Origin of the sequence: Sphingomonas sp. GC_Shp_5 (assembly GCF_026540855.1) — a bacterium.
GTDB lineage: Bacteria > Pseudomonadota > Alphaproteobacteria > Sphingomonadales > Sphingomonadaceae > Sphingomonas.
Genome location: NZ_JALNUP010000002.1, coordinates 280,406 through 298,076, shown reverse-complemented (window position 1 = coordinate 298,076; position 17,671 = coordinate 280,406). Strand labels below are relative to the sequence as shown.

General features: G+C 69.7%; 14 protein-coding genes. 5 read left to right on the top strand and 9 right to left on the bottom strand.

Annotated elements, in window-relative coordinates; all coding sequences use genetic code 11:
* From OXR60_RS03470 to OXR60_RS03455, 4 genes are all read left to right on the top strand, one after another.
* Positions 1-2,090: S8 family peptidase (locus OXR60_RS03470; RefSeq protein ID WP_267394064.1), on the top strand; the 2,090-nt coding region annotated here is incomplete at its 5' end.
* A gap of 112 nt (positions 2,091-2,202) precedes the next feature.
* On the top strand, positions 2,203-3,201 hold the full coding sequence (locus OXR60_RS03465) for an LLM class flavin-dependent oxidoreductase (protein ID WP_267394062.1): 999 nt from the start codon (positions 2,203-2,205) through the stop codon (positions 3,199-3,201).
* A gap of 405 nt (positions 3,202-3,606) precedes the next feature.
* Positions 3,607-4,032: a hypothetical protein gene (locus OXR60_RS03460; protein ID WP_267394061.1), complete on the top strand. Its 426-nt coding sequence runs from the start codon at positions 3,607-3,609 to the stop codon at positions 4,030-4,032.
* The gene (locus OXR60_RS03455; protein ID WP_267394059.1) at positions 3,993-4,499 is read left to right on the top strand and encodes a hypothetical protein; all 507 of its coding nucleotides are present in this window, start codon (positions 3,993-3,995) and stop codon (positions 4,497-4,499) included. Before OXR60_RS03460 ends, OXR60_RS03455 begins: the two co-directional genes overlap by 40 nt.
* Before the next feature lie 27 nt (positions 4,500-4,526).
* Here OXR60_RS03455 and OXR60_RS03450 read toward each other — a convergent pair whose 3' ends face one another.
* From OXR60_RS03450 to OXR60_RS03440, 3 genes are all read right to left on the bottom strand, one after another.
* Positions 4,527-5,906, bottom strand: coding sequence for a HAMP domain-containing sensor histidine kinase (locus OXR60_RS03450; protein ID WP_267394057.1), 1,380 nt, complete (start codon positions 5,904-5,906; stop codon positions 4,527-4,529).
* Positions 5,907-5,978: 72 nt separating this feature from the next.
* Positions 5,979-6,644, bottom strand: a complete 666-nt coding sequence (locus OXR60_RS03445) for a response regulator transcription factor (protein WP_267394055.1) — start codon at positions 6,642-6,644, stop codon at positions 5,979-5,981.
* 24 nt (positions 6,645-6,668) lie between these two features.
* Positions 6,669-6,965, bottom strand: coding sequence for a hypothetical protein (locus OXR60_RS03440; RefSeq protein WP_267394053.1), 297 nt, complete (start codon positions 6,963-6,965; stop codon positions 6,669-6,671).
* Between the two features lie 112 nt (positions 6,966-7,077).
* On the opposite strand from OXR60_RS03440, the gene OXR60_RS03435 reads away from it, so the two are divergent.
* Entirely contained in the window at positions 7,078-8,853 is a 1,776-nt protein-coding gene (locus OXR60_RS03435) for an ABC-F family ATP-binding cassette domain-containing protein (RefSeq protein ID WP_267394051.1), read from the top strand.
* Positions 8,854-8,879: 26 nt separating this feature from the next.
* On the opposite strand, the gene OXR60_RS03430 is transcribed toward OXR60_RS03435, so the two are convergent.
* The 6 genes from OXR60_RS03430 to OXR60_RS03405 form a co-directional block, all read right to left on the bottom strand.
* Positions 8,880-9,890: a sensor histidine kinase gene (locus tag OXR60_RS03430; RefSeq protein ID WP_267394049.1), complete on the bottom strand. Its 1,011-nt coding sequence runs from the start codon at positions 9,888-9,890 to the stop codon at positions 8,880-8,882.
* 26 nt (positions 9,891-9,916) lie between these two features.
* Entirely contained in the window at positions 9,917-10,744 is an 828-nt protein-coding gene (locus OXR60_RS03425) for an ATP-binding protein (protein ID WP_267394047.1), read from the bottom strand.
* 100 nt (positions 10,745-10,844) lie between these two features.
* Positions 10,845-12,842 (bottom strand): tetratricopeptide repeat protein, encoded by a 1,998-nt coding sequence (locus OXR60_RS03420; RefSeq protein WP_267394045.1) that lies wholly within the window; start codon positions 12,840-12,842, stop codon positions 10,845-10,847.
* Positions 12,835-14,199, bottom strand: a complete 1,365-nt coding sequence (gene prsR, locus OXR60_RS03415) for a PEP-CTERM-box response regulator transcription factor (RefSeq protein ID WP_267394044.1) — start codon at positions 14,197-14,199, stop codon at positions 12,835-12,837. The genes OXR60_RS03420 and prsR overlap by 8 nt, the downstream gene beginning before the upstream one ends.
* Positions 14,196-16,226 carry an XrtA/PEP-CTERM system histidine kinase PrsK gene (gene prsK / locus OXR60_RS03410; protein ID WP_267394043.1) on the bottom strand — a complete coding sequence of 677 codons (2,031 nt, stop codon included), beginning with the start codon at positions 16,224-16,226 and terminating at the stop codon, positions 14,196-14,198. The genes prsR and prsK overlap by 4 nt, the downstream gene beginning before the upstream one ends.
* Positions 16,223-17,611 (bottom strand): TIGR03013 family XrtA/PEP-CTERM system glycosyltransferase, encoded by a 1,389-nt coding sequence (locus OXR60_RS03405; protein WP_267394041.1) that lies wholly within the window; start codon positions 17,609-17,611, stop codon positions 16,223-16,225. The genes prsK and OXR60_RS03405 overlap by 4 nt, the downstream gene beginning before the upstream one ends.
* Positions 17,612-17,671: the final 60 nt, after the last annotated feature.

The following is a 17,671-nucleotide window of genomic DNA, read 5'->3' as shown; positions in this document are numbered from 1 at the left end:
GCGCGGTGTCGATGAACGCGCTCGCGGCCTATCAGAAGGGCGCGACCGGCGCCGGCGTCACCGTCGGCATCATCGACAGCGGCATCGATGCCGGCACCACCGACTTCGGCAGCCGCATTTCCACGGCTTCCCAAGACGTCGCCGGCAACACCTCCACCGACGACGAGAGCGGCCACGGCACCGCCGTTGCCTTCACCGCGGCGGGGCAGCGTAACGGCACCGGCACGCAGGGCGTCGCCTTCGATTCCACGCTGGTGATCCTGCGCGCCGATCGCCCCGGATCTTGCGCCACCGAGGGGCAGACCGGCGACGACACCGGGTGCAAGTTCGGCACCGACGCCATCACCAAAGGCGTCGACGCGGCACGGGTCGCAGGCGCCAAGGTGATCAACATGTCGCTTGGCGGGTCGACGATGCCGCAGAGCCTGATCGACGCGATCGGCCGGGCGACCGCGCAGGGCATCATCGTCGTGATTGCCGCAGGCAATGACGGCACCGATAACCCCGACCCCTTCACCACTGTCGCTTCCAGCGCAGTGGCGCGCAACCTCGTGATCGTCGCCGGTTCGGTGAACAGCAGCGATGCGCTCTCCACCTTCAGCGACAAGGCCGGCATCGGCGCCGCGCACTTTCTCGCGGCGGTCGGCGAGCAGGTTCGGGCGCCATGCGAGAACACCTCGGTGTGCCTGTGGAGCGGGACCTCCTTTGCCGCCCCGCAGATCTCCGGGGCGATCGCGCTGCTTGCACAGGCGTTCCCCAACCTCACCGGCGCGCAGCTGGTCGATCTGCTGTTCCGCACCGCCCGCGATGCCGGCGCCGCAGGGGTCGACACCGTCTACGGCAATGGCGTGCTCGATCTCACCAAGGCGTTCCAGCCGGTCGGCACCACCTCGGTCGCCGGATCCACGGTGCCGGTGTCGATCACCAGCAATGCGACGCTGTCGGCGCCGATGGGCGATGCGACCAGTGCCGGACTCGGCGCGGTGATCCTCGACAGCTACAATCGCGCCTTTGCGATCGACCTTGCCCGCACCATCCAGCGTACCGGGCCGCAGCGCACGCTGGCGGGCGTGCTCCAGAGCCGGCAGCGCAGCATGGCGATCGGCATGGGCGGCACCGCCGTGTCGATGACCATCGCGCCGCGCGCGACCGGCGATGTCGTGCTGTACCGCTCGTCGCTCAGCAACGGCCAGGCCGAACAGGCCCGTGCCATCGCTGGCTCCGTCACTCAACGGCTCGGCGCAAAAACCTCGTTCGGCTTCGCCTTTTCGCAGAGCTCGGGCTCGCTGACCGCGCAGATGGTCGGCCAGGCCGAGCCTGCCTTCCTGGTCGCCGGCCAGAGCGGCCTCGGCTTCGACAGCGTCGCGCGCTCGGCCACCGCAATCCGGCAGGAGGTGCGCGGCGTTGGCGTTACCGCGGCGATCGAGAACGGCAACGTACTCAGCCGGCGCGATCCGTTGATCACCGGGCTCGATGGTTATCGTCGGTCGGGCTATCAACGTACCACGCTGATGCTCGACAAGGCCTTCGGCGGCCTGACCACCACCCTCTCCGCCACCAACCTTGCCGAGCGCGACACGCTGCTCGGCGCGCGGTTCGACGGCGGCCTTGGCGCGGCGCGGGCGACGAGCTGGTTCGTCGACGCTGGCGCCCGCTGGCAGATGGGTGCCGGCTGGACCATGGGCGGCGCGTGGCGCCAGGGCTGGACCACCGCGGACCTGCGCGGCGGCATGGCCGGCAGCGGCCGGCTCCGCACCGAGAGCTTTGCCGCCGATGTCGGCAAGGATGGCGTGTTCGGGAACGACAGTCTCGGCTTCCGCTTCGCCCAGCCGCTGCGGGTGTCGCGCGGCGGGATCGATTATGCATTGCCGACCAACTACGACTACTCCACCTTGCAGGTGACGGAATGGACCGTCCAGCGGCTCAACCTTGCGCCGACGGGGCGCGAGCTGGTGGCCGAAGCGCGCTACAGCGTCGTCGCGGGGCCAGGCAGCCTGCAAACCAATCTGTTCTGGCGGCACGATCCGGGCAATTTCGCCACCATCCCCGCCGATGTCGGCATGGCGATGCGCTATTCGATGGGGTTCTGAGAACGCTCAGCGTCGACGGATCCGCCGTCAACCAAGCCTAACTGCGCCCCTGCCAACAGGAACCATGCCGCCGCCGATTGCGGGCGGCGGGGGCAGCGCCCATCTTATGCCCATGACCCGTTACTCGCTGCTCGATCTGGTGCCCGTCGTCGAAGGTGGCACCGTTTCCCAATCGCTGGCCCAGGCCGCGGACCTTGCCCGTCATGCCGAGACGCTGGGTTTCACCCGTTACTGGGTCGCCGAGCATCACGGCATGAAGGGGATCGCCAGCGCGGCGACCGCAGTGGTGATCGGCCACGTTGCCGCCGCGACCAGCCGGATCCGCGTCGGTGCCGGCGGGATCATGCTCCCCAATCATGCGCCGCTGACCATCGCCGAGCAGTTCGGCACGCTCGATGCGCTGTTTCCCGGTCGCATCGACCTTGGCCTCGGCCGCGCACCGGGATCGGACCAGCGCGTCGCTCGCGCCATGCGGCGGACGCTGGAGACCGATGCCAACGCCTTCCCGCAGGACGTGATGGAGCTGCAGAGCTATTTCGCCGACGACGGCCGCACCGGGATCAGCGCCACGCCGGGCGCGGGCGCCGATGTGCCGCTGTGGATCCTCGGCTCGAGCACGTTCGGCGCCCAGCTCGCCGCCGCGCTCGGCCTGCCCTATGCCTTTGCCTCGCACTTCGCGCCCGACGCGCTCGACCAGGCGCTGGCGATCTACCGGCGCGACTTCCGCCCCTCGGCGCAGCTCGCCAAGCCTTATGCGGTGGCCGGCTTCAACATCTTCGCCGCCGACAGCGATGCGGAGGGCGAACTGATCGCCAGCTCGCAGCAGCAGAGCTTCGTTGCGCTGCGCACCGGCCAGCCGCGCCAGCTGCCGGCGCCGGTGGAAGGCTATCGCGCCAGCCTCGGCGCGCAGGGCGCCGGGATCCTCGACCATGTGCTGTCCTGCTCGGCGATCGGCTCGCCGGAGACGGTCGCGCGCCAGACGGCGGCGTTCATCGAGCGCACCGGGGTGGACGAGCTGATGGTGGTCAGCGCGATCTACGATCACGCCGCCCGCAAGCGCAGCCTGGAGATCACCGCGGAGGTGATGAGCGGGCTGACCGTCGCGGCGTAGGCCGGCGGCAGCGCCGGACAAAACGGCGGAAATCTGCCGAAGGTCACGGTAAAGTCACACCTGCAACAGCGGCGCAGTGCACGACGTCGGCAGCGCTGACGTCCATAGCTCGTGGCAGCGGGAGCCGCCGCCTGCCCGGGTGACAAGTTGAGGAAGTTGAGAGACACGGTGGAAACGGTGCTGGAGCATCGTTTCCATGCACGAGCTATCGGTACAGTCTTCACTGGTGAGAAAGAGCAGCGTCACGCACCAGCCTCCGCGTGAGGACGCGCACGGCTGGTGATCAATGCATGAAGCTTATCACCGCTGCGACCTGTAGGACAGCAACGACGCCCAGCCATGCCGATGCTTCGAGCAGCAGCCAAAATCCAAGACGGCGGCACTTCACCCGGCTAGACGGGGCGCATGGCCAATCTGCTGTGGGTTCCCGCGACCATCGCGGCATCGGTGTTTCAGGTTGGGCGCAACGCCCTGCAGCGCGGGGTCATGGCGGACTCCGGCCCCTGGGGTGCGACGCTGGTGCGCTTTCTGTTCGGGTTGCCGTTTTCGATCGCGTTCGTCGGGATCGCGCTGCTGTTGGTGCCGCATGCCGACCCGCACTGGGTGGCGGCCTTCTGGCTCTCGGCGATCGCTGGTGCCGCCAGCCAGGTGCTGGCGACCGCCGCGCTGCTGACCGCGATGCACCGCGCCGGCTTCGCCGTCGGCACCGCGCTCCAGCAAAGTTCGCTGCCGCTGGCGGCGCTGCTCGGGCTGGTGATCTACCATGACCAGCTGAGCGCGATCGGCTGGCTGTGGGGGTGGCGGTCACCACCGCCGGGCTCGCGGCGCTGAGCTGGCCGGCGCCGCAGCAGCGCCAGGCGTCGCTGAGCGGCGCGGTGTTCGGGCTGATTTCGGGCCTGTGCTTCGGCTTTTCTCTCAATGCCTTCCGCCATGCCGCGCTGGCGCTCGATGCGCCGCATCCGGTGGTCGGTGCGATCATCAGCGTGGCGGTGGTGCAGGCGATGCAGGCGGCGGCGCTGACCAGCTATCTGCTGTGCCGCGACCCTGCGGCGCTGGTCGCGGTGCTGCGCCGGTGGCGACCCTCGCTCGGCGCCGGGCTGTGCGGCGCCTGCGCCTCGGCGGGATGGTTCGTCGCGCTGGCGCTGTCGCCCGCCGCACCGGTCAGGGCACTCGGGATCATCGAGGCACCGATCGCGGCGCTGGCGGGACACCGGCTGTTTCGCGAGACACTGAGCGGTCGGCAGATTCTCGCCGGAATCGCGGTGATCGGTGGCGTGCTGCTGACCTCGCTCTACTGAGCCGCTGTCCGAACCCCGGGGACGGCCCTACCCCGCCGCCGGCAGCCGCAACCGCACCAGCAGCCCGCCCAAGTCCTCGCTCTCCTCGAGGCTGACGGTGCCGCCGTAGATTTCCGCAACGTCGCGGACGATCGCCATGCCGAGCCCGGTGCCGGGCTTGCCGCTGTCGAGGCGGACGCCGCGGTCGAAGATGCGCAGCCGGTCTTCCTCGGGGATACCGGTGCCATCGTCCTCGATCAGGAATTCGACGAAGCCGGCCTGGACGCCGACGGTGACGAACACGCTGCCGCCGCCGTATTTGGCGGCATTCTCGATGAGGTTGCCGAGCATCTCGTCGAGATCCTGGCGCTCGACATGGACCTGGAGGTCGCGCGGCCCAGTGACGTCGATGCGGACGTGGCGGTAGAGCCGGGCGACCGCGCGCTCGACCGATTCGAGGCTCGGCCACACCTCGGCGCGGCTGTGCGCCGAGCCGCGACGGCCTACCGCGCGCGCCCGGGCGAGATGGTGATCGACCTGGCGGCGCATGGTGCGCGCCTCGCGGATCACGGTGTCGGCGAGATCGTCCGATTGCGCGGTGGCGGCGTTCATGATCACCGTCAGCGGGGTTTTCAGCGCATGGGCGAGATTGCCGGCATGGCGGCGCGCTTCCTCCGCCTGGCGCTCGTTATGCTCGATCAGCGCGTTCAGTTCCTCGACCATCGGTGCGACCTCGATCGGCATCGCCTGGCTGACCCGGCTCGACTGGCCGGCGCGCATCCGGGCGATCTCGGCCTGGACCTTGCGCAGCGGCCAAAGGCCATAGAGGGTCTGCAGTGCCGCCATGACAATCAGGCCGAGCGCGAGAAGCGCGAAACTGCGGATCAGGGTGCGGCGGAGCACTTCGATCTGGCCGTCGAGCCCGGCGCGGCTCTGCGCGACCTGGAAACGCCAGCGCACCTTGGAACCTGGCAGCATCGCATCGCGCTCGACGATGCGCAGCTTCTCGTCGGGAAATTGCGTGCTGGTATAGAAATGCGCGTCGCGGTCGTTGTGCTGGCTGCCGTAAGCGAGGTGGCGATCCCACAAGGATCGGGAGGGGAAGACGTCAACACCGGGGGCGGATATCTGCCAGTAAAGACCGGAATTGGGCTCGAGGAATCGCTGGTCGGCGGTCGCGTCACGGCTGAGGATCACCTCACCATCAGGGCCGATCTCCGCGGAGACGAGCAGCGAGCGCAGGACATATTCGAGCTGGTCGTCGAAGTTGCGGGTGACCGCGGTGACGAGCACGCGATCGAGCGCAAAGCCGCCGCCGGCGAGCAGCAGCGCGATCCAGCACGCCGCGACCAGGATCATCCGGCGCGACAATGAGCCTTTGGCGCGGGCGGGGACGCTGGGCTCGAGGGTGGGCGTGACGGCTTCCATGGCTGGCTGCGGCTAGAGCACTCGTCCTGTCGCCCCCGTCACCGACGACGGGTGAGGACAGGCCGATATCGCCTACGCGTCCGGATCTTCGAGGCTGTAGCCGAGCCCGCGGATGGTGGTGATCACGTCCTGGCCGAGCTTCTTGCGGATGCGGGTGACGAACACCTCGATGGTGTTGGAATCGCGATCGAAGTCCTGATCGTAGATATGCTCGATCAGCTCGGTGCGGCTGACCACCTTGCCCTTGTGATGGAGCAGATAGCTCAGCAGCTTATATTCCTGCGCGGTAAGCTTGACCGGCTCGCCGGCGCGCGTGACCTTACCCGAGCGGGTGTCGAGGCGGACGTCGCCGGCGGTGAGTTCCGAACTGGCGTTGCCGCTGGCGCGGCGGATCAGCGCGCGCAGGCGGGCGATCAGTTCCTCGGTCTGGAAGGGCTTGGCGACATAATCGTCGGCACCGGCGTCGAGCCCCGCGACCTTGTCCGACCAGCTGTCGCGCGCGGTGAGCACCAGCACCGGCGCGGTGCGGCCTTCCTTGCGCCAGCGATCGAGCACGGTGAGGCCGTCGACCTCGGGCAGGCCGAGATCGAGCACGATGGCATCGTAATTCTCGGTGGAGCCAAGGAAATGCCCCTCCTCGCCGTCGGTGGCGAGATCGATGGCATAGCCCGCCCCCTCCAGCGTGTTCTTCAATTGCTGGCCGAGATTAGGCTCGTCCTCCACGATCAGAACGCGCATGATATCCCCTTGTTTACTTGCGGGTTAGCGGCCGGTGCGGCCGATGATCTGCCCCGAGCGGCCGTCCACGTCGACCCAGACGACCATTCCATCGCGCAGGAACTTGAGCGTGTAAACCGCGCTGCCGAAATCGAGATCGAAGCCAAGATACTCATATCCCTTCATGGTCGGCACCACCCGCGCCTCGATCGCCTTGGGCGAGAGGATGCGGCCTTGGCGGCGCGCGTCATAGGCGCGTTCCTGATCGGTGCGGTGCTGATCGAGCGGCGCGGCGAGCGCCGGTGCAGCGAGCAGGAGCAACAGGGACACGGCAGCCTTCATGCGCGGCGCCCTAGCGCGCCGGCATTGAACATCCTGTGAATGGCCCCGCGCCTGATCCTCATCACGCCGTGCAACTTGCCGGACGGGCGCGGGTTCCCTACCTGCCCGGGCCATGGCCGCCCCGATCCTCGCTTATGAAGACCTCGGCCTGATCCAAGGATCAGGCTGGTTGTTCCGCAATCTCAACCTCCAGGTGGGGCCGCGCGACCGGCTCGCGCTGATCGGCCGCAACGGCGCCGGCAAGACGACGCTGCTCAAGCTGATCGCCGGCACGATCGATTCCGACGAAGGCCGCCGCGTGGTGGTGCCGGGCACGCGGGTGGTGCTGCTCGAGCAGGATCCGAACCTCGCCGGCTTCGCGACGCTGGCGGATTACGTGATGGCGGGCGACGATGCCCCCGAGCGGCATGAGGCGGATGCGATCGCCGACCAGCTCGGCATCGACCTGTCGCGCGAGAGCGGCTCGGCGTCGGGCGGCGAGCGGCGGCGGGCGGCGATCGTCCGCGCGCTGGCGCAGGACCCGGACGTGCTGCTGCTCGACGAGCCGACCAACCACCTCGACATCGGCGCGATCGACTGGCTCGAGCAATGGCTGGGGCGGTTCACCGGCGCGTTCGTGGTGATCAGCCATGATCGCACCTTCCTCACCCGGCTCACCAAGCAGACGCTGTGGCTGGACCGCGGCACGATCCGCCGCGCCGAGATCGGCTTCGGCGGGTTCGAGGCGTGGACCGAGACGGTCTATGCCGAGGAACAGCGCCAGGCCGAGAAGCTCGATGCGCGCCTCAAGATCGAGGAGCATTGGCTGCAGCGCGGCGTCACCGGGCGGCGGCGGCGCAACCAGGGTCGGTTGAGCAAGCTCAAGGACATGCGGGCCGAGCGCGCGGCGATGATGGGGCCGCAGGGCGCTGCCAATCTCGTCACCAGTTCTGACGACAACAAGACCAAGGTGGTGATCGACGCCACTCATGTCACCAAGAGCTTCGGCCCGCGCACGATCATCAACGATCTCAACCTGCGCGTGACTCGCGGCGACCGGATCGGCATCGTCGGCCAGAACGGCGCGGGCAAATCGACCCTGCTCAAGCTGCTCACCGGCGAGATCCAGCCCGACAGCGGCACGGTGAAGCTCGCCAAGACGCTGGACGGCGTGGTGATCGACCAGCAGCGCAGTCTGATGGCGCCGGAAAAGACGGTGCGCGAGGTGCTCGCCGACGGCGGCGACTGGATCGACGTGCTCGGCGTGCGCAAGCACATCCACGGCTATCTCAAGGAATTCCTGTTCGATCCGAGCCTGACCGAGGCGAAGATCGGCACGCTGTCAGGCGGTGAGCGCTCGCGGCTGCTGCTCGCACGCGAATTCGCGCGGCGCTCCAATCTGCTGGTGCTCGACGAGCCGACCAACGACCTCGACCTCGAGACGCTCGATCTGCTCCAAGAGGTGATCGCCGATTACGACGGCACGGTGCTGATCGTCAGCCACGATCGCGACTTCCTCGATCGTACTGTGACGGTGACGCTGGGCCTTGATGGCTCGGGCACGGTCGATGTGGTCGCCGGCGGCTATGAGGATTGGGAACGGCGCCGCAAGGCCAAGGCGGAGCCGAAGAAGACCACCGCCAAGGTGGATGCCCCCGCCCCGTCGCCAGCCAGGACCAAGCTCACCTACAAGGACCAGCGCGACTATGATCTGCTGCCCAAGCGGATCGAGGAAATCGAGAAGGGGATCGCCCGCGACGAGAAGCTGCTCGCCGATCCCAACCTGTACACGCGCGATTTCGCCAGGTTCACCAGCCTCAGCAAGGCGGTGGAGACGGCTCGCGAGGAGAAGGACGCGGCCGAGATGCGATGGCTGGAGCTTGCCGAGCAGGTCGAAGCGCTGGGGTGAGCAGCCAGCGCTGACGGCGTGCCGTTCTAGGCGATCAGCTCGAGCGTGACCTCGGTGCCGTCGGCGCCGCTGGCGGTGGTGATGACACCGCCGGCCTGGCGCGCGAAGGCGGGGATCAGACGCGAGCCGAGGCCGTGGTCATTGCCCTGTGGCTTCGGCGCAGCGGTGTTCATGCCGACGCCGTCATCGGACACGATCAGCGCCCAGCCCTGTGGACGGGCGCGGAAGCAGACCGCGATGGTGCCGCTGTCGCGCCCGGTGAAAGCGTGCTTGGCGGCATTGGTGACCAGTTCGTTGGCGACGAGCCCTATAGAGACGGCGCGGTCGCGCGGCACCGCGGCTTCGTCGCAGTCGCAGATCAGGGTGATGCCGCCGCGCAGCGACAGCGCGTCGGCGAGCGCCGAGCAGAGATCGCCGAGATAGGCCTGCATCTGCACCGTGCCCGACTGGCCGTCGCCGCGGTAAAGATGGCGGTGGGCGCGGGCGATGCTCTCTACCCGGCGCAGCGCACTGCCGAGCGCATCGGCGGCATCGCCGTCGGCGCGGCGACGCTGGATATCGAGGATGCTCGTCACCAGCGCGAAATTGTTCTTCATGCGATGATCGATCTCGGCGAGCAGCAGATCGCGATCGGCGATCTCGCGATCACGCTCCTGCGTGGCGCGGCGGGCGGCCCGGCGGAACAGCTCGGCGCAGGCGATGGTCAGGATCGTGCCGAGGATGATGAAGACCAAGGTCGCATTGGCGCCGGCGTTGGCGAAGCGGAAGCCGGGCTGGCGCGAGGTATAGGCATAGGAATAGCCGATGGTGGTGACCGCGGTGACCGCCCCGGCCGGCCAGCGCGCGAACAGCGTCGCGAGCATCACCGCGGGGAACACCAAGGCGAACGGCGCGCCTGCGGTCGCCAGCGCATCGAAGATCGCGCGGATCAGGATGGCGCTGCTGGTGCACAGCAGCCCGACGCCAAGCTGCGTCACCCAGGGGGTGACGGTGGGCGAGAGCCGGTCCGGCAGGTCGAGTTCGCCCAGGCGAGACATGCCCGCAACGGAGCCGGTCGCCGGCCTCACGTCAAGCCGGGCGCGATCGGCGCCAGCGATACGCCGGCACGCCCGGCGAGATCGACGATATATTGCCAGGCGACCCGCCCCGAGCGGCTGCCGCGCCGCGTCGCCCATTCGAGCGCGTCGGCGGGATCGGCAGTGAGGCCGTGGCGCGCCGCATAGGCCGCGACCATCGCCAGATAGCCCTCCTGATCGAGCGCATGGAAGCCGAGGCTGAGCCCGAAGCGATCGGCAAGCGCGAGATGATCGTCGACCGCATCGCGCGGGTTGATCGCGCTCGATTGCTCGGCGATGTCGCGCGGCATCAGGTGGCGGCGGTTGGCGGTAACCAGCAGGCGGACATTGGCGGGGCGCGCCTCGGCCCCGCCCTCGAGCAGCGAGCGCAGGTGGCGCGCCTCGGCGGGGTCGTCGACGCCGAGATCGTCGATGAAGATCACAAAGGCGCGGGGCACGCCGGCGAGCCCGGCGAACAAGGCGGGCAGCGTCGCGAGCGCGGCGACCTCGACCAGGGCAAGGTCCCCGCCCTCGCCCTGCACCGCGGCGGCGGCGCTCTTGACCAGCGCCGACTTGCCGGTGCCGCGCGCCCCCCACAGCAGCACGTCCTGCGCCGCGGCGCCGGCGGCGAAGCGGCGCAGATTGGCGAGCAGCGCCGCCTTCTGCCGGTCGATGCCGATCAGCAGCTCGAGCGGCAACGGCGCAAAGGCACGCGCTGCGACCAGGGTGCGCTCGCGCCAGACATAAGCCGGGTGGGCGGCGGCATCTGCGGCGGCGGGCGGCGGCGGGGAAAGGCGTTCGAGCGCGGCGGCGATGCGCTCCAGCGGGTCTGCCATGCTTCTACGGTGTCCCTGTGGGTGTGCGATGGAGCGGCCATGGCTGGCGAGACCGGACTAGGCAAGGTGGCCGGCGCGGCGACGAGCCGTTGGTATGCGGTCAGCGGGCGATCTGGCGCGCGTGGGCGGCGATCTGCGGGTCGGCCGGGGCCAGAGCGACCGCCTCGGCCATCAACTGGCGGGCGGCGCCCAGATCGCCGTCGGCGGCGAGCGCGACGCCATAGGCATCGGCGACGCCAGGGTTCATCGGTGCCAGCGCATAAGCGGCACGCGCATAGCGGCGCGCGACCGCGCTTTCGTCGGCGGCGGCATAGGCGCGGGCGAGCCTGGCAAGCAGCGCGGCATCGCGGTTGCCGATCATCCGGCGCAGACTTTCGAGGGTCTCGATCGCTGCCGCGCTGTCTCCGCCCGCGAGTTGCAGGTCGCCGAGCAGGCGCAGCGCGGGCACGCTCTGCGGGTTCTGCCCGAGGTAGAGCGACAGCGCCGCGGCGGCATCGCGCGGCCGATCGGCGCGGCCCAGCGCATCGACTAGCCGCAACATGGTGGGTTCGTCGAAGGCAAGATCGGCGGCGGCGGCATAGGCGCTCGCCGCATCGGCCCAATGGCTGGCCGCGGCGAGCGCGTCGCCGAGCGCAAGCCGCGCCGCAGGCGCACCCGGGCTGGCCGCGACGAGGCTGCGTGCGCGGGCGATGGCGCCGGAAATGTCGCCACCGTTCACCTGCGCGCGGATCGCACCGACCACGTAATTGGGATCACTGGGCGCGTCCGCGGCATCGGCGAGCACCGCGCCGACGGCATCGTCCGTCGCAAAGACGGCAGCGGTGCCGACCCGTGCGGCCGCGGCGCGATCAAGGAAGGTCGCCGCCGATGCCCGATCGCCGCTCGCCTCGAATGCCCGCGCGACCAGCAGCAGCGCATAGGGATCCGCGTCGTCGCGCTCGGCGACCGGGCGAAGGGCATCGAGCGCGCCAGCGGCATCGCCCGAGCGGAGCAGGGCCGCGCCGAGCAGGCGGCGGGCAAGCACGTTGACCGGCTGATCCGCGACCAGCTGGCGCCAGGTGTCGATCGCCTGCTCATATTTGCCGTCGGCATAATCGAGGCTGCCGCTGAGCAGCATCGCGGCCGGCAGGTCCGACAGCGTATCGCCGGCCTTTTGGAGCAGATCGCGGGCAAGCGCGCGGTGGCCGGCGCGGACGGCGAGCACGGCCTGGAGGTACAGCGCCTGCGGGCGGCCAGGCCGGGCGGCGAGCGCGTCGCGGGTGGCGGCGAGCATTTGCGTGTAGCGACCGGTCTCGCCAAGCGTCGCGGCATATTCGATCAGCGCCGGATGATAGAAGGCGTCGCGCTGCAGCGCCGCCCGGAACCAGGGCAAGGCGGCGGTGAGGCCAAAGCGGCTGCGGACCACCTCCCCCTGCAGCGTCAGCGCGACTGGATCGCCCGGCAGCAGGCGAACCGCGCGCGCGGCGGCCGCAGCCGCGCCACCAAGATCGCCGGCATTGAGCCGGATACGGCCGAGATCGGCCCAGGCGGCGCCGTCATTGGGTGATCGGGCGAGCAGCGCGTCGAGCGCCTCGCCGGCCGCGGCGCCGTCGCCCTGCATTGCCAGCGCACGGGCACGGGCGCGGATCGCGACCGGGTCGGCCGGGGTCGTCGCGGCGTCGCTGATCGCGCCGTCATAGTCGCCCTGGAGAAAGCGCGCCCGGGCGCGGTAGGGATCGAGCCGAGCGGCGGGGACGCCGGCATCACCGGCGCGGGTCAGCTCGCCCTCCGCGGCGACGCCGTCCCCCAGTTGCAGATAGGCGCGGGCGAGCAGCAGATGCGCCGGTGCGGAGCCCGGCACCACCTTCAGCGAGGCCAGCGCATGGTTGCGCGCGGCGCTGTAGTTGCCGCGGGCAAACGCCTGGTCGGCATCGGCAAGCGCGCGGCGCGGGTCCACCGCCGCCGGCGAGCGCCACGCCAGCAGCACCGCCGCGGCGGCGAGCAGCAGCAGGATGCCCGCGGCAACCAGCCGCGCGCCGACCAGCCGGGGCAGTCGCGGCGCGCCGGTACGGCGGGCGCGGCGGCGCGGCTTGAGCAACGGATAAGCGGCCTCAGCCATGCAGGTCGTAGCTCTTCAGCAGATCGTACAGCGTCGGCCGGCTGACCCCGAGCAGCCGCGAGGCGCCAGAGATGTTGCCGTCCGAGCGGGCAAGCGCATGGCGGATCGCGCGACGATCGGCGATCTCGCGCACCGCGCGCAGGTTGAGCGGCACCTCGTCGCGATTACTGTCGTCGAGATCGAGGTCGGCGGCGGTGACGAGCTTGCCATCGGCCATGATCACCGCGCGCTTGATCTGGTTTTCCAGCTCGCGGACGTTGCCGGGCCAGCTCCAGGCATCGATCGCGGCGAGCGCGTCGGGGGCGAGGCCGGTGACGGGGAGCTTCATTGCCCCGGCATGCTTGTGGACGAAGGCGCGCGCGAGCAGGCTGGCGTCGCCGGGCCGCTCGCTGAGGCCGGGGATCCGCACCACGATTTCGGCGAGGCGATAGTAGAGGTCCTCACGGAAGCGGCCCTCGGCCACCATCGTGTCGAGGTTCTGGTGGGTGGCGCAGACAATGCGGGTGTCGACGGGGATCGCCTTGCGGCCGCCGATCCGCTCGATCACGCGCTCCTGGAGGAAGCGCAGCAGCTTGACCTGAAGCGGCAGCGGCACGTCGCCGATCTCGTCGAGAAACAGCGTGCCGCCCTGGGCGAGCTCGATCTTGCCCTCGGTGGTCTTGACCGCGCCGGTGAACGCGCCCTTTTCGTGGCCGAACAGCTCGCTTTCGAGCAGCGTCTCGGGAATTGCGGCGCAGTTGATCGCGACAAAAGCGCCCTTGCGGCGTGGCGAGCTGTCATGGACGCCGCGGGCGAGCAGTTCCTTGCCGGTGCCGCTGGCGCCGAGCAGCATCACCGAGACGTCGGCGGCAGCGACGCGCTCGATGGTGCGCACCACCCGGCTCATCTCGTCCGAGGCATAGATCAGGCCGCCAAAGCCGGATCCTTCCACCCGCGCCGCCAGCCGCCGGTTCTCGGCCTCGATGGCGTGGACGTGGAAGGCGCGCGCGACGATCAGGCCGAGCGCGTCGATGTCGATCGGCTTGGCGTAGAAATCCCAGGCGCCCTGGGCGATCGCCTGGAGCGCGCTTTCGCGTGCGCCATGGCCCGAGGCGACGATCACCTTGGTATGGGGTTTCAGCGACAGGATCTCGGCGAGGGTGGCGAATCCCTCGGTGGTCCCGTCGGGATCGGGTGGCAGGCCGAGATCGAGCGTGACCACCGCAGGCTCATGCGCGCGCAACGCCTCGATCGCCTCGCCGCGGGTGGCGGCGGTGACAATCTCATAGCCCTCATAGGCCCAGCGCAACTGGCGCTGCAGCGCGAGATCGTCCTCGACGATGAGCAGGACTGGCCGTGGGCCCGGCGCGTCGCTCATGCCGCCGCCTCCAGCGCCGGGGCTGGCGGCAGGATCAGGCGGAAGCGCGTGCCCTCGCCCTCGCGGCTGGCGACCTCAAGCGTGCCGCCCATCGCGGTGGCGAGCTGGCGCGCCTCATAGGCGCCGATCCCGAACCCGCCGGGCTTGGAGGAGACGAACGGGCGGAACAGGCGATCGCGGACGAAAGCCGGGCTCATGCCGACCCCGCGATCGATCACGTCGATGGCGATACCGGCATCGTGGCGGCCGACCGCCACCGTGATCGGCGCGCCGGCGGGGCTCGCCTCCACCGCATTCTGGAGCAGATGGCCAAGCAATTGCTCGAGCCGGCCCGGCTGCGCGAGCGCGACCCCCGCGCCGGCGGCGTCGATCGGGTGCTGGGCACGGCGGCCGGCGGCGAGGCGCTGCGCCAGCTCGCCGGCGTCGACCGGCTGGACCGGTTCGTCGGCAGCCTGGTGATGCTGCGACAGGCGGGCGAGCAGCGCGTTCATGCGGGTGGCAGAGTCCTTGAGGGTGGCGACCATGTCGGCGCGGAAATCGGGATTGTCGGCGTGGCGCTCGGCGTTGCGCGCGACCAGGGTCAGCCCGCTGACCAAATTCTTGAGATCATGAATGATGAAGGCGAAGCGGCGGTTGAACTCGTCGAACCGCGCGGCATCGGCGAGCGCGGCATGGGCGCGATCCTCGGCGAGGTAGCTCGCCGCCTGGCGCCCGGCGACGCGGAGCAGATCGAGGTCCTCCCAGTCGAGCGGGCGATCGACCGGCGGGCGCGCGAGCAGGATCGCGCCGATCAGGCTGGTGCCGTGGATCAGCGGCACCAGCGCCCAGGCGTCGGGCTGGTCGAGCATCCAGCCGGGGATCGCCGCCGTCTCCACCGCCGGCGCGGCACCGCGGCGGACTGCGTCGAGCTCGACGATGCGGCCCGAGGCGGCGAGGTGCTGGCCGAGATCGGCGCTGCCCTCGCCGGCCAGCGACCATGCCCAGCTGGCGCCGGCGATCAGCGCCGCGCCATCCGCGACCAGCAGCATCGCGGCGGGAGCGTCGGTGAGATCGGCCATCGCTTTGACGATGCGCAGGTCGAGCGGATCGGCAGCGTCGCCCGGGCGGCCGAGCCGGTCGGTGAAGCGCTGCCATTCGGCGCGATAGTCGTAGCGGTGGCGGAACAGGTGCTTGGCGACCTTGACCTTGAGCCAGGCGCGCAACCACGGCGTCGACATCAGCGTCATCAGCGCCGCGGTGGCACCGAAGATGATCGCGGTCTGCACCAGCCGGACATTGTCGCCGGCCCAGCTCGCCGCGGCGCTGGTGAGGCCGACGGTGAGCGCGGCATAGGCCATCGCCCCGGCGATCGACAGCGAGCGCAACGCCGCGGCGCGCGACACCATCAGCCCGCGGTCACCGCGGCGCTGGGCCAGGCCGAGGACCAGCGCCGCGCCTGCCATGGCGAAGCCGTACACCGCGATCAGCGCGTCGGGCCAGGCGCCAAGGGCATAGCCGAGCGCGGCGGTGGCGAGATCCATGCTCCACATCGTCGCAACGGTGATCGCGATCGGGATCAGCCGCGCCTTGTGCTGCGGCAGCAGGGTGATGGCGAGATGATGGACCAGCACCAGCCCGGCGACCGCGCTCATCATCCGGCAGACGAGCGACGCGCCATACAGTGCCGCCGCGCCCTCGCCGTCGAACGGCAGCGTCTGGAGGATGGCGAGAATCGCGGTCAGCAGCGCCATGCCGATCGCCACCAGATATACCGCGAGCAGCGCATAGCCGCCGGTGCGCGCGCGGCGGACGAGCAGCGCCATCAGCCCGAGCCAGGCGATGTTGCGCACCGCCAGCGCGAGGCTGGTGGCGACGTCACGCGAATCAATCCCCGCCACCGCCAGCGCCCACAAGGCGGTGACGAACAGCGCCAGCGCCAGCGCCCGATCCGTGGCGTCGAGCCGCGCGCGGCGCATCACCGCGAGCGCGAGCACGCCGAACATCAGCGCGGCGAGCGCATGGCCCCACAGGATCAGCGACACGGTCATCGCGCGCCCGACGGCCAGAGCACGACGCGCAGCGTCTGCAGCAGGATCAGCAGATCGAGGAAGGGCGAATAGTTCTTGGCGTAATAGAGGTCATATTCGAGCTTGTGCCGCGAATCCTCGATCGAGGCGCCATAAGGGTAGTTGATCTGCGCCCAGCCGGTGATCCCCGGCTTCACCATGTGGCGCTCGGCGTAGAAAGGCAGATGCTGCTCCAGCTGCTCGACGAACTGCGGTCGCTCGGGACGCGGGCCGACGAAACTCATCTCGCCCTTCAGCACCGTCCAGGTCTGCGGCAGCTCGTCGATCCGCACCTTGCGGATGAAGCGGCCGATGCGGGTGATGCGCGGGTCGTCCTCCGCCGCCCACACCGCCTTGCCGGCGACCTCGGCATCCTGCCGCATCGAGCGCAGCTTCACGATGTCGAAGCCCTGATTGTACAGGCCGACGCGGCGCTGGCGGTAGAAAGCCGGCCCACGCGATTCGAGCTTGATCGCCACCGCGGTGACGAGGATCACCGGCAACGTCAACACCAGCAGCAGCAGGCTGGCGACGATATCGAACGCCCGCTTGAACACGCTCGAGAGCATGCGGCCCGAGGCGAAGCCGTCGGAGAAGATCAGCCAGGACGGGTTGACGCTGTTGAGATCAATTCGCCCGGTTTCGCGCTCGAGGAAGCTCGAGATCTCGCTGACCATCACGCCGGTCGTCTTGACGCGCAGCAGGTCCTTGAGCGGCAGGGCGTTGCGGCGCTCCTCGAGTGCCAGCACCACTTCGCTGGCGTTGAGATCGACCACATGCGCGGCAAGGTTGGGGATCTGCTCGCGCGGCACCGCATCGGCGACCACCGGGTTCGCCTCGGCCATCGCGACATAGCCCGCGACCACGACGTTCACCCCGGGCAGGTCGGCGAGCGCGCCGATCCGCGCCGCGCGCGCGCCGGCACCGAGCACGACGATCCGCCGCTTGAAGGTGTCACCGCCCAGCGAACGGTTGAGCAGCGCGCGCACCGCGACCAGCAGCACCGAGGCGATGACCATCGAATAGAGCAGGTTCGATCGCCAGAAGGTGAGCGCCGGCACCAGGAAGAAGATCAGCGCGAGAAAGGTGACGCCGAGCGCGATCGCCACCGCCAGCCGCGCCGCGGCGAAGCGCAGCGACAGGAACGAAGCGACGCCATAGGCGCCGACCGCGACCAGCGAGATCTGCAGCGCGGCGACGAAGCTCAGCAACTGCGGGATGCGGGTGGTGATCGATTCCACCGCCATGCCGATCTGGTGCGCGCGGATCACCCAGCCCATCTCGGCCGCAGTGAACAGCAGCAGCGCATCGACGAGCCCGAGCAGCAGCACCGCGTGCGGGATGTAATGCTTGAACAGCCGTATCACCGCGTCGCCTCCGCTACAGGGCGGGTGTAAACATTCCCGACATGTCATCAGCCTGTCGCA

Coding starts and splice junctions, on each gene's coding strand:
- OXR60_RS03420 (WP_267394045.1), bottom strand. CDS start 12,842: ATGGCTGAGGCCGCTTATCCGTTGCTCAAGCCGCGCCGCCGCGCCCGC.
- prsK (WP_267394043.1), bottom strand. CDS start 16,226: ATGACCGTGTCGCTGATCCTGTGGGGCCATGCGCTCGCCGCGCTGATG.
- OXR60_RS03465 (WP_267394062.1), top strand. CDS start 2,203: ATGACCCGTTACTCGCTGCTCGATCTGGTGCCCGTCGTCGAAGGTGGC.
- prsR (WP_267394044.1), bottom strand. CDS start 14,199: ATGAGCGACGCGCCGGGCCCACGGCCAGTCCTGCTCATCGTCGAGGAC.
- OXR60_RS03445 (WP_267394055.1), bottom strand. CDS start 6,644: ATGCGCGTTCTGATCGTGGAGGACGAGCCTAATCTCGGCCAGCAATTG.
- OXR60_RS03435 (WP_267394051.1), top strand. CDS start 7,078: ATGGCCGCCCCGATCCTCGCTTATGAAGACCTCGGCCTGATCCAAGGA.
- OXR60_RS03425 (WP_267394047.1), bottom strand. CDS start 10,744: ATGGCAGACCCGCTGGAGCGCATCGCCGCCGCGCTCGAACGCCTTTCC.
- OXR60_RS03460 (WP_267394061.1), top strand. CDS start 3,607: ATGGCCAATCTGCTGTGGGTTCCCGCGACCATCGCGGCATCGGTGTTT.
- OXR60_RS03430 (WP_267394049.1), bottom strand. CDS start 9,890: ATGTCTCGCCTGGGCGAACTCGACCTGCCGGACCGGCTCTCGCCCACC.
- OXR60_RS03440 (WP_267394053.1), bottom strand. CDS start 6,965: ATGAAGGCTGCCGTGTCCCTGTTGCTCCTGCTCGCTGCACCGGCGCTC.
- OXR60_RS03450 (WP_267394057.1), bottom strand. CDS start 5,906: ATGGAAGCCGTCACGCCCACCCTCGAGCCCAGCGTCCCCGCCCGCGCC.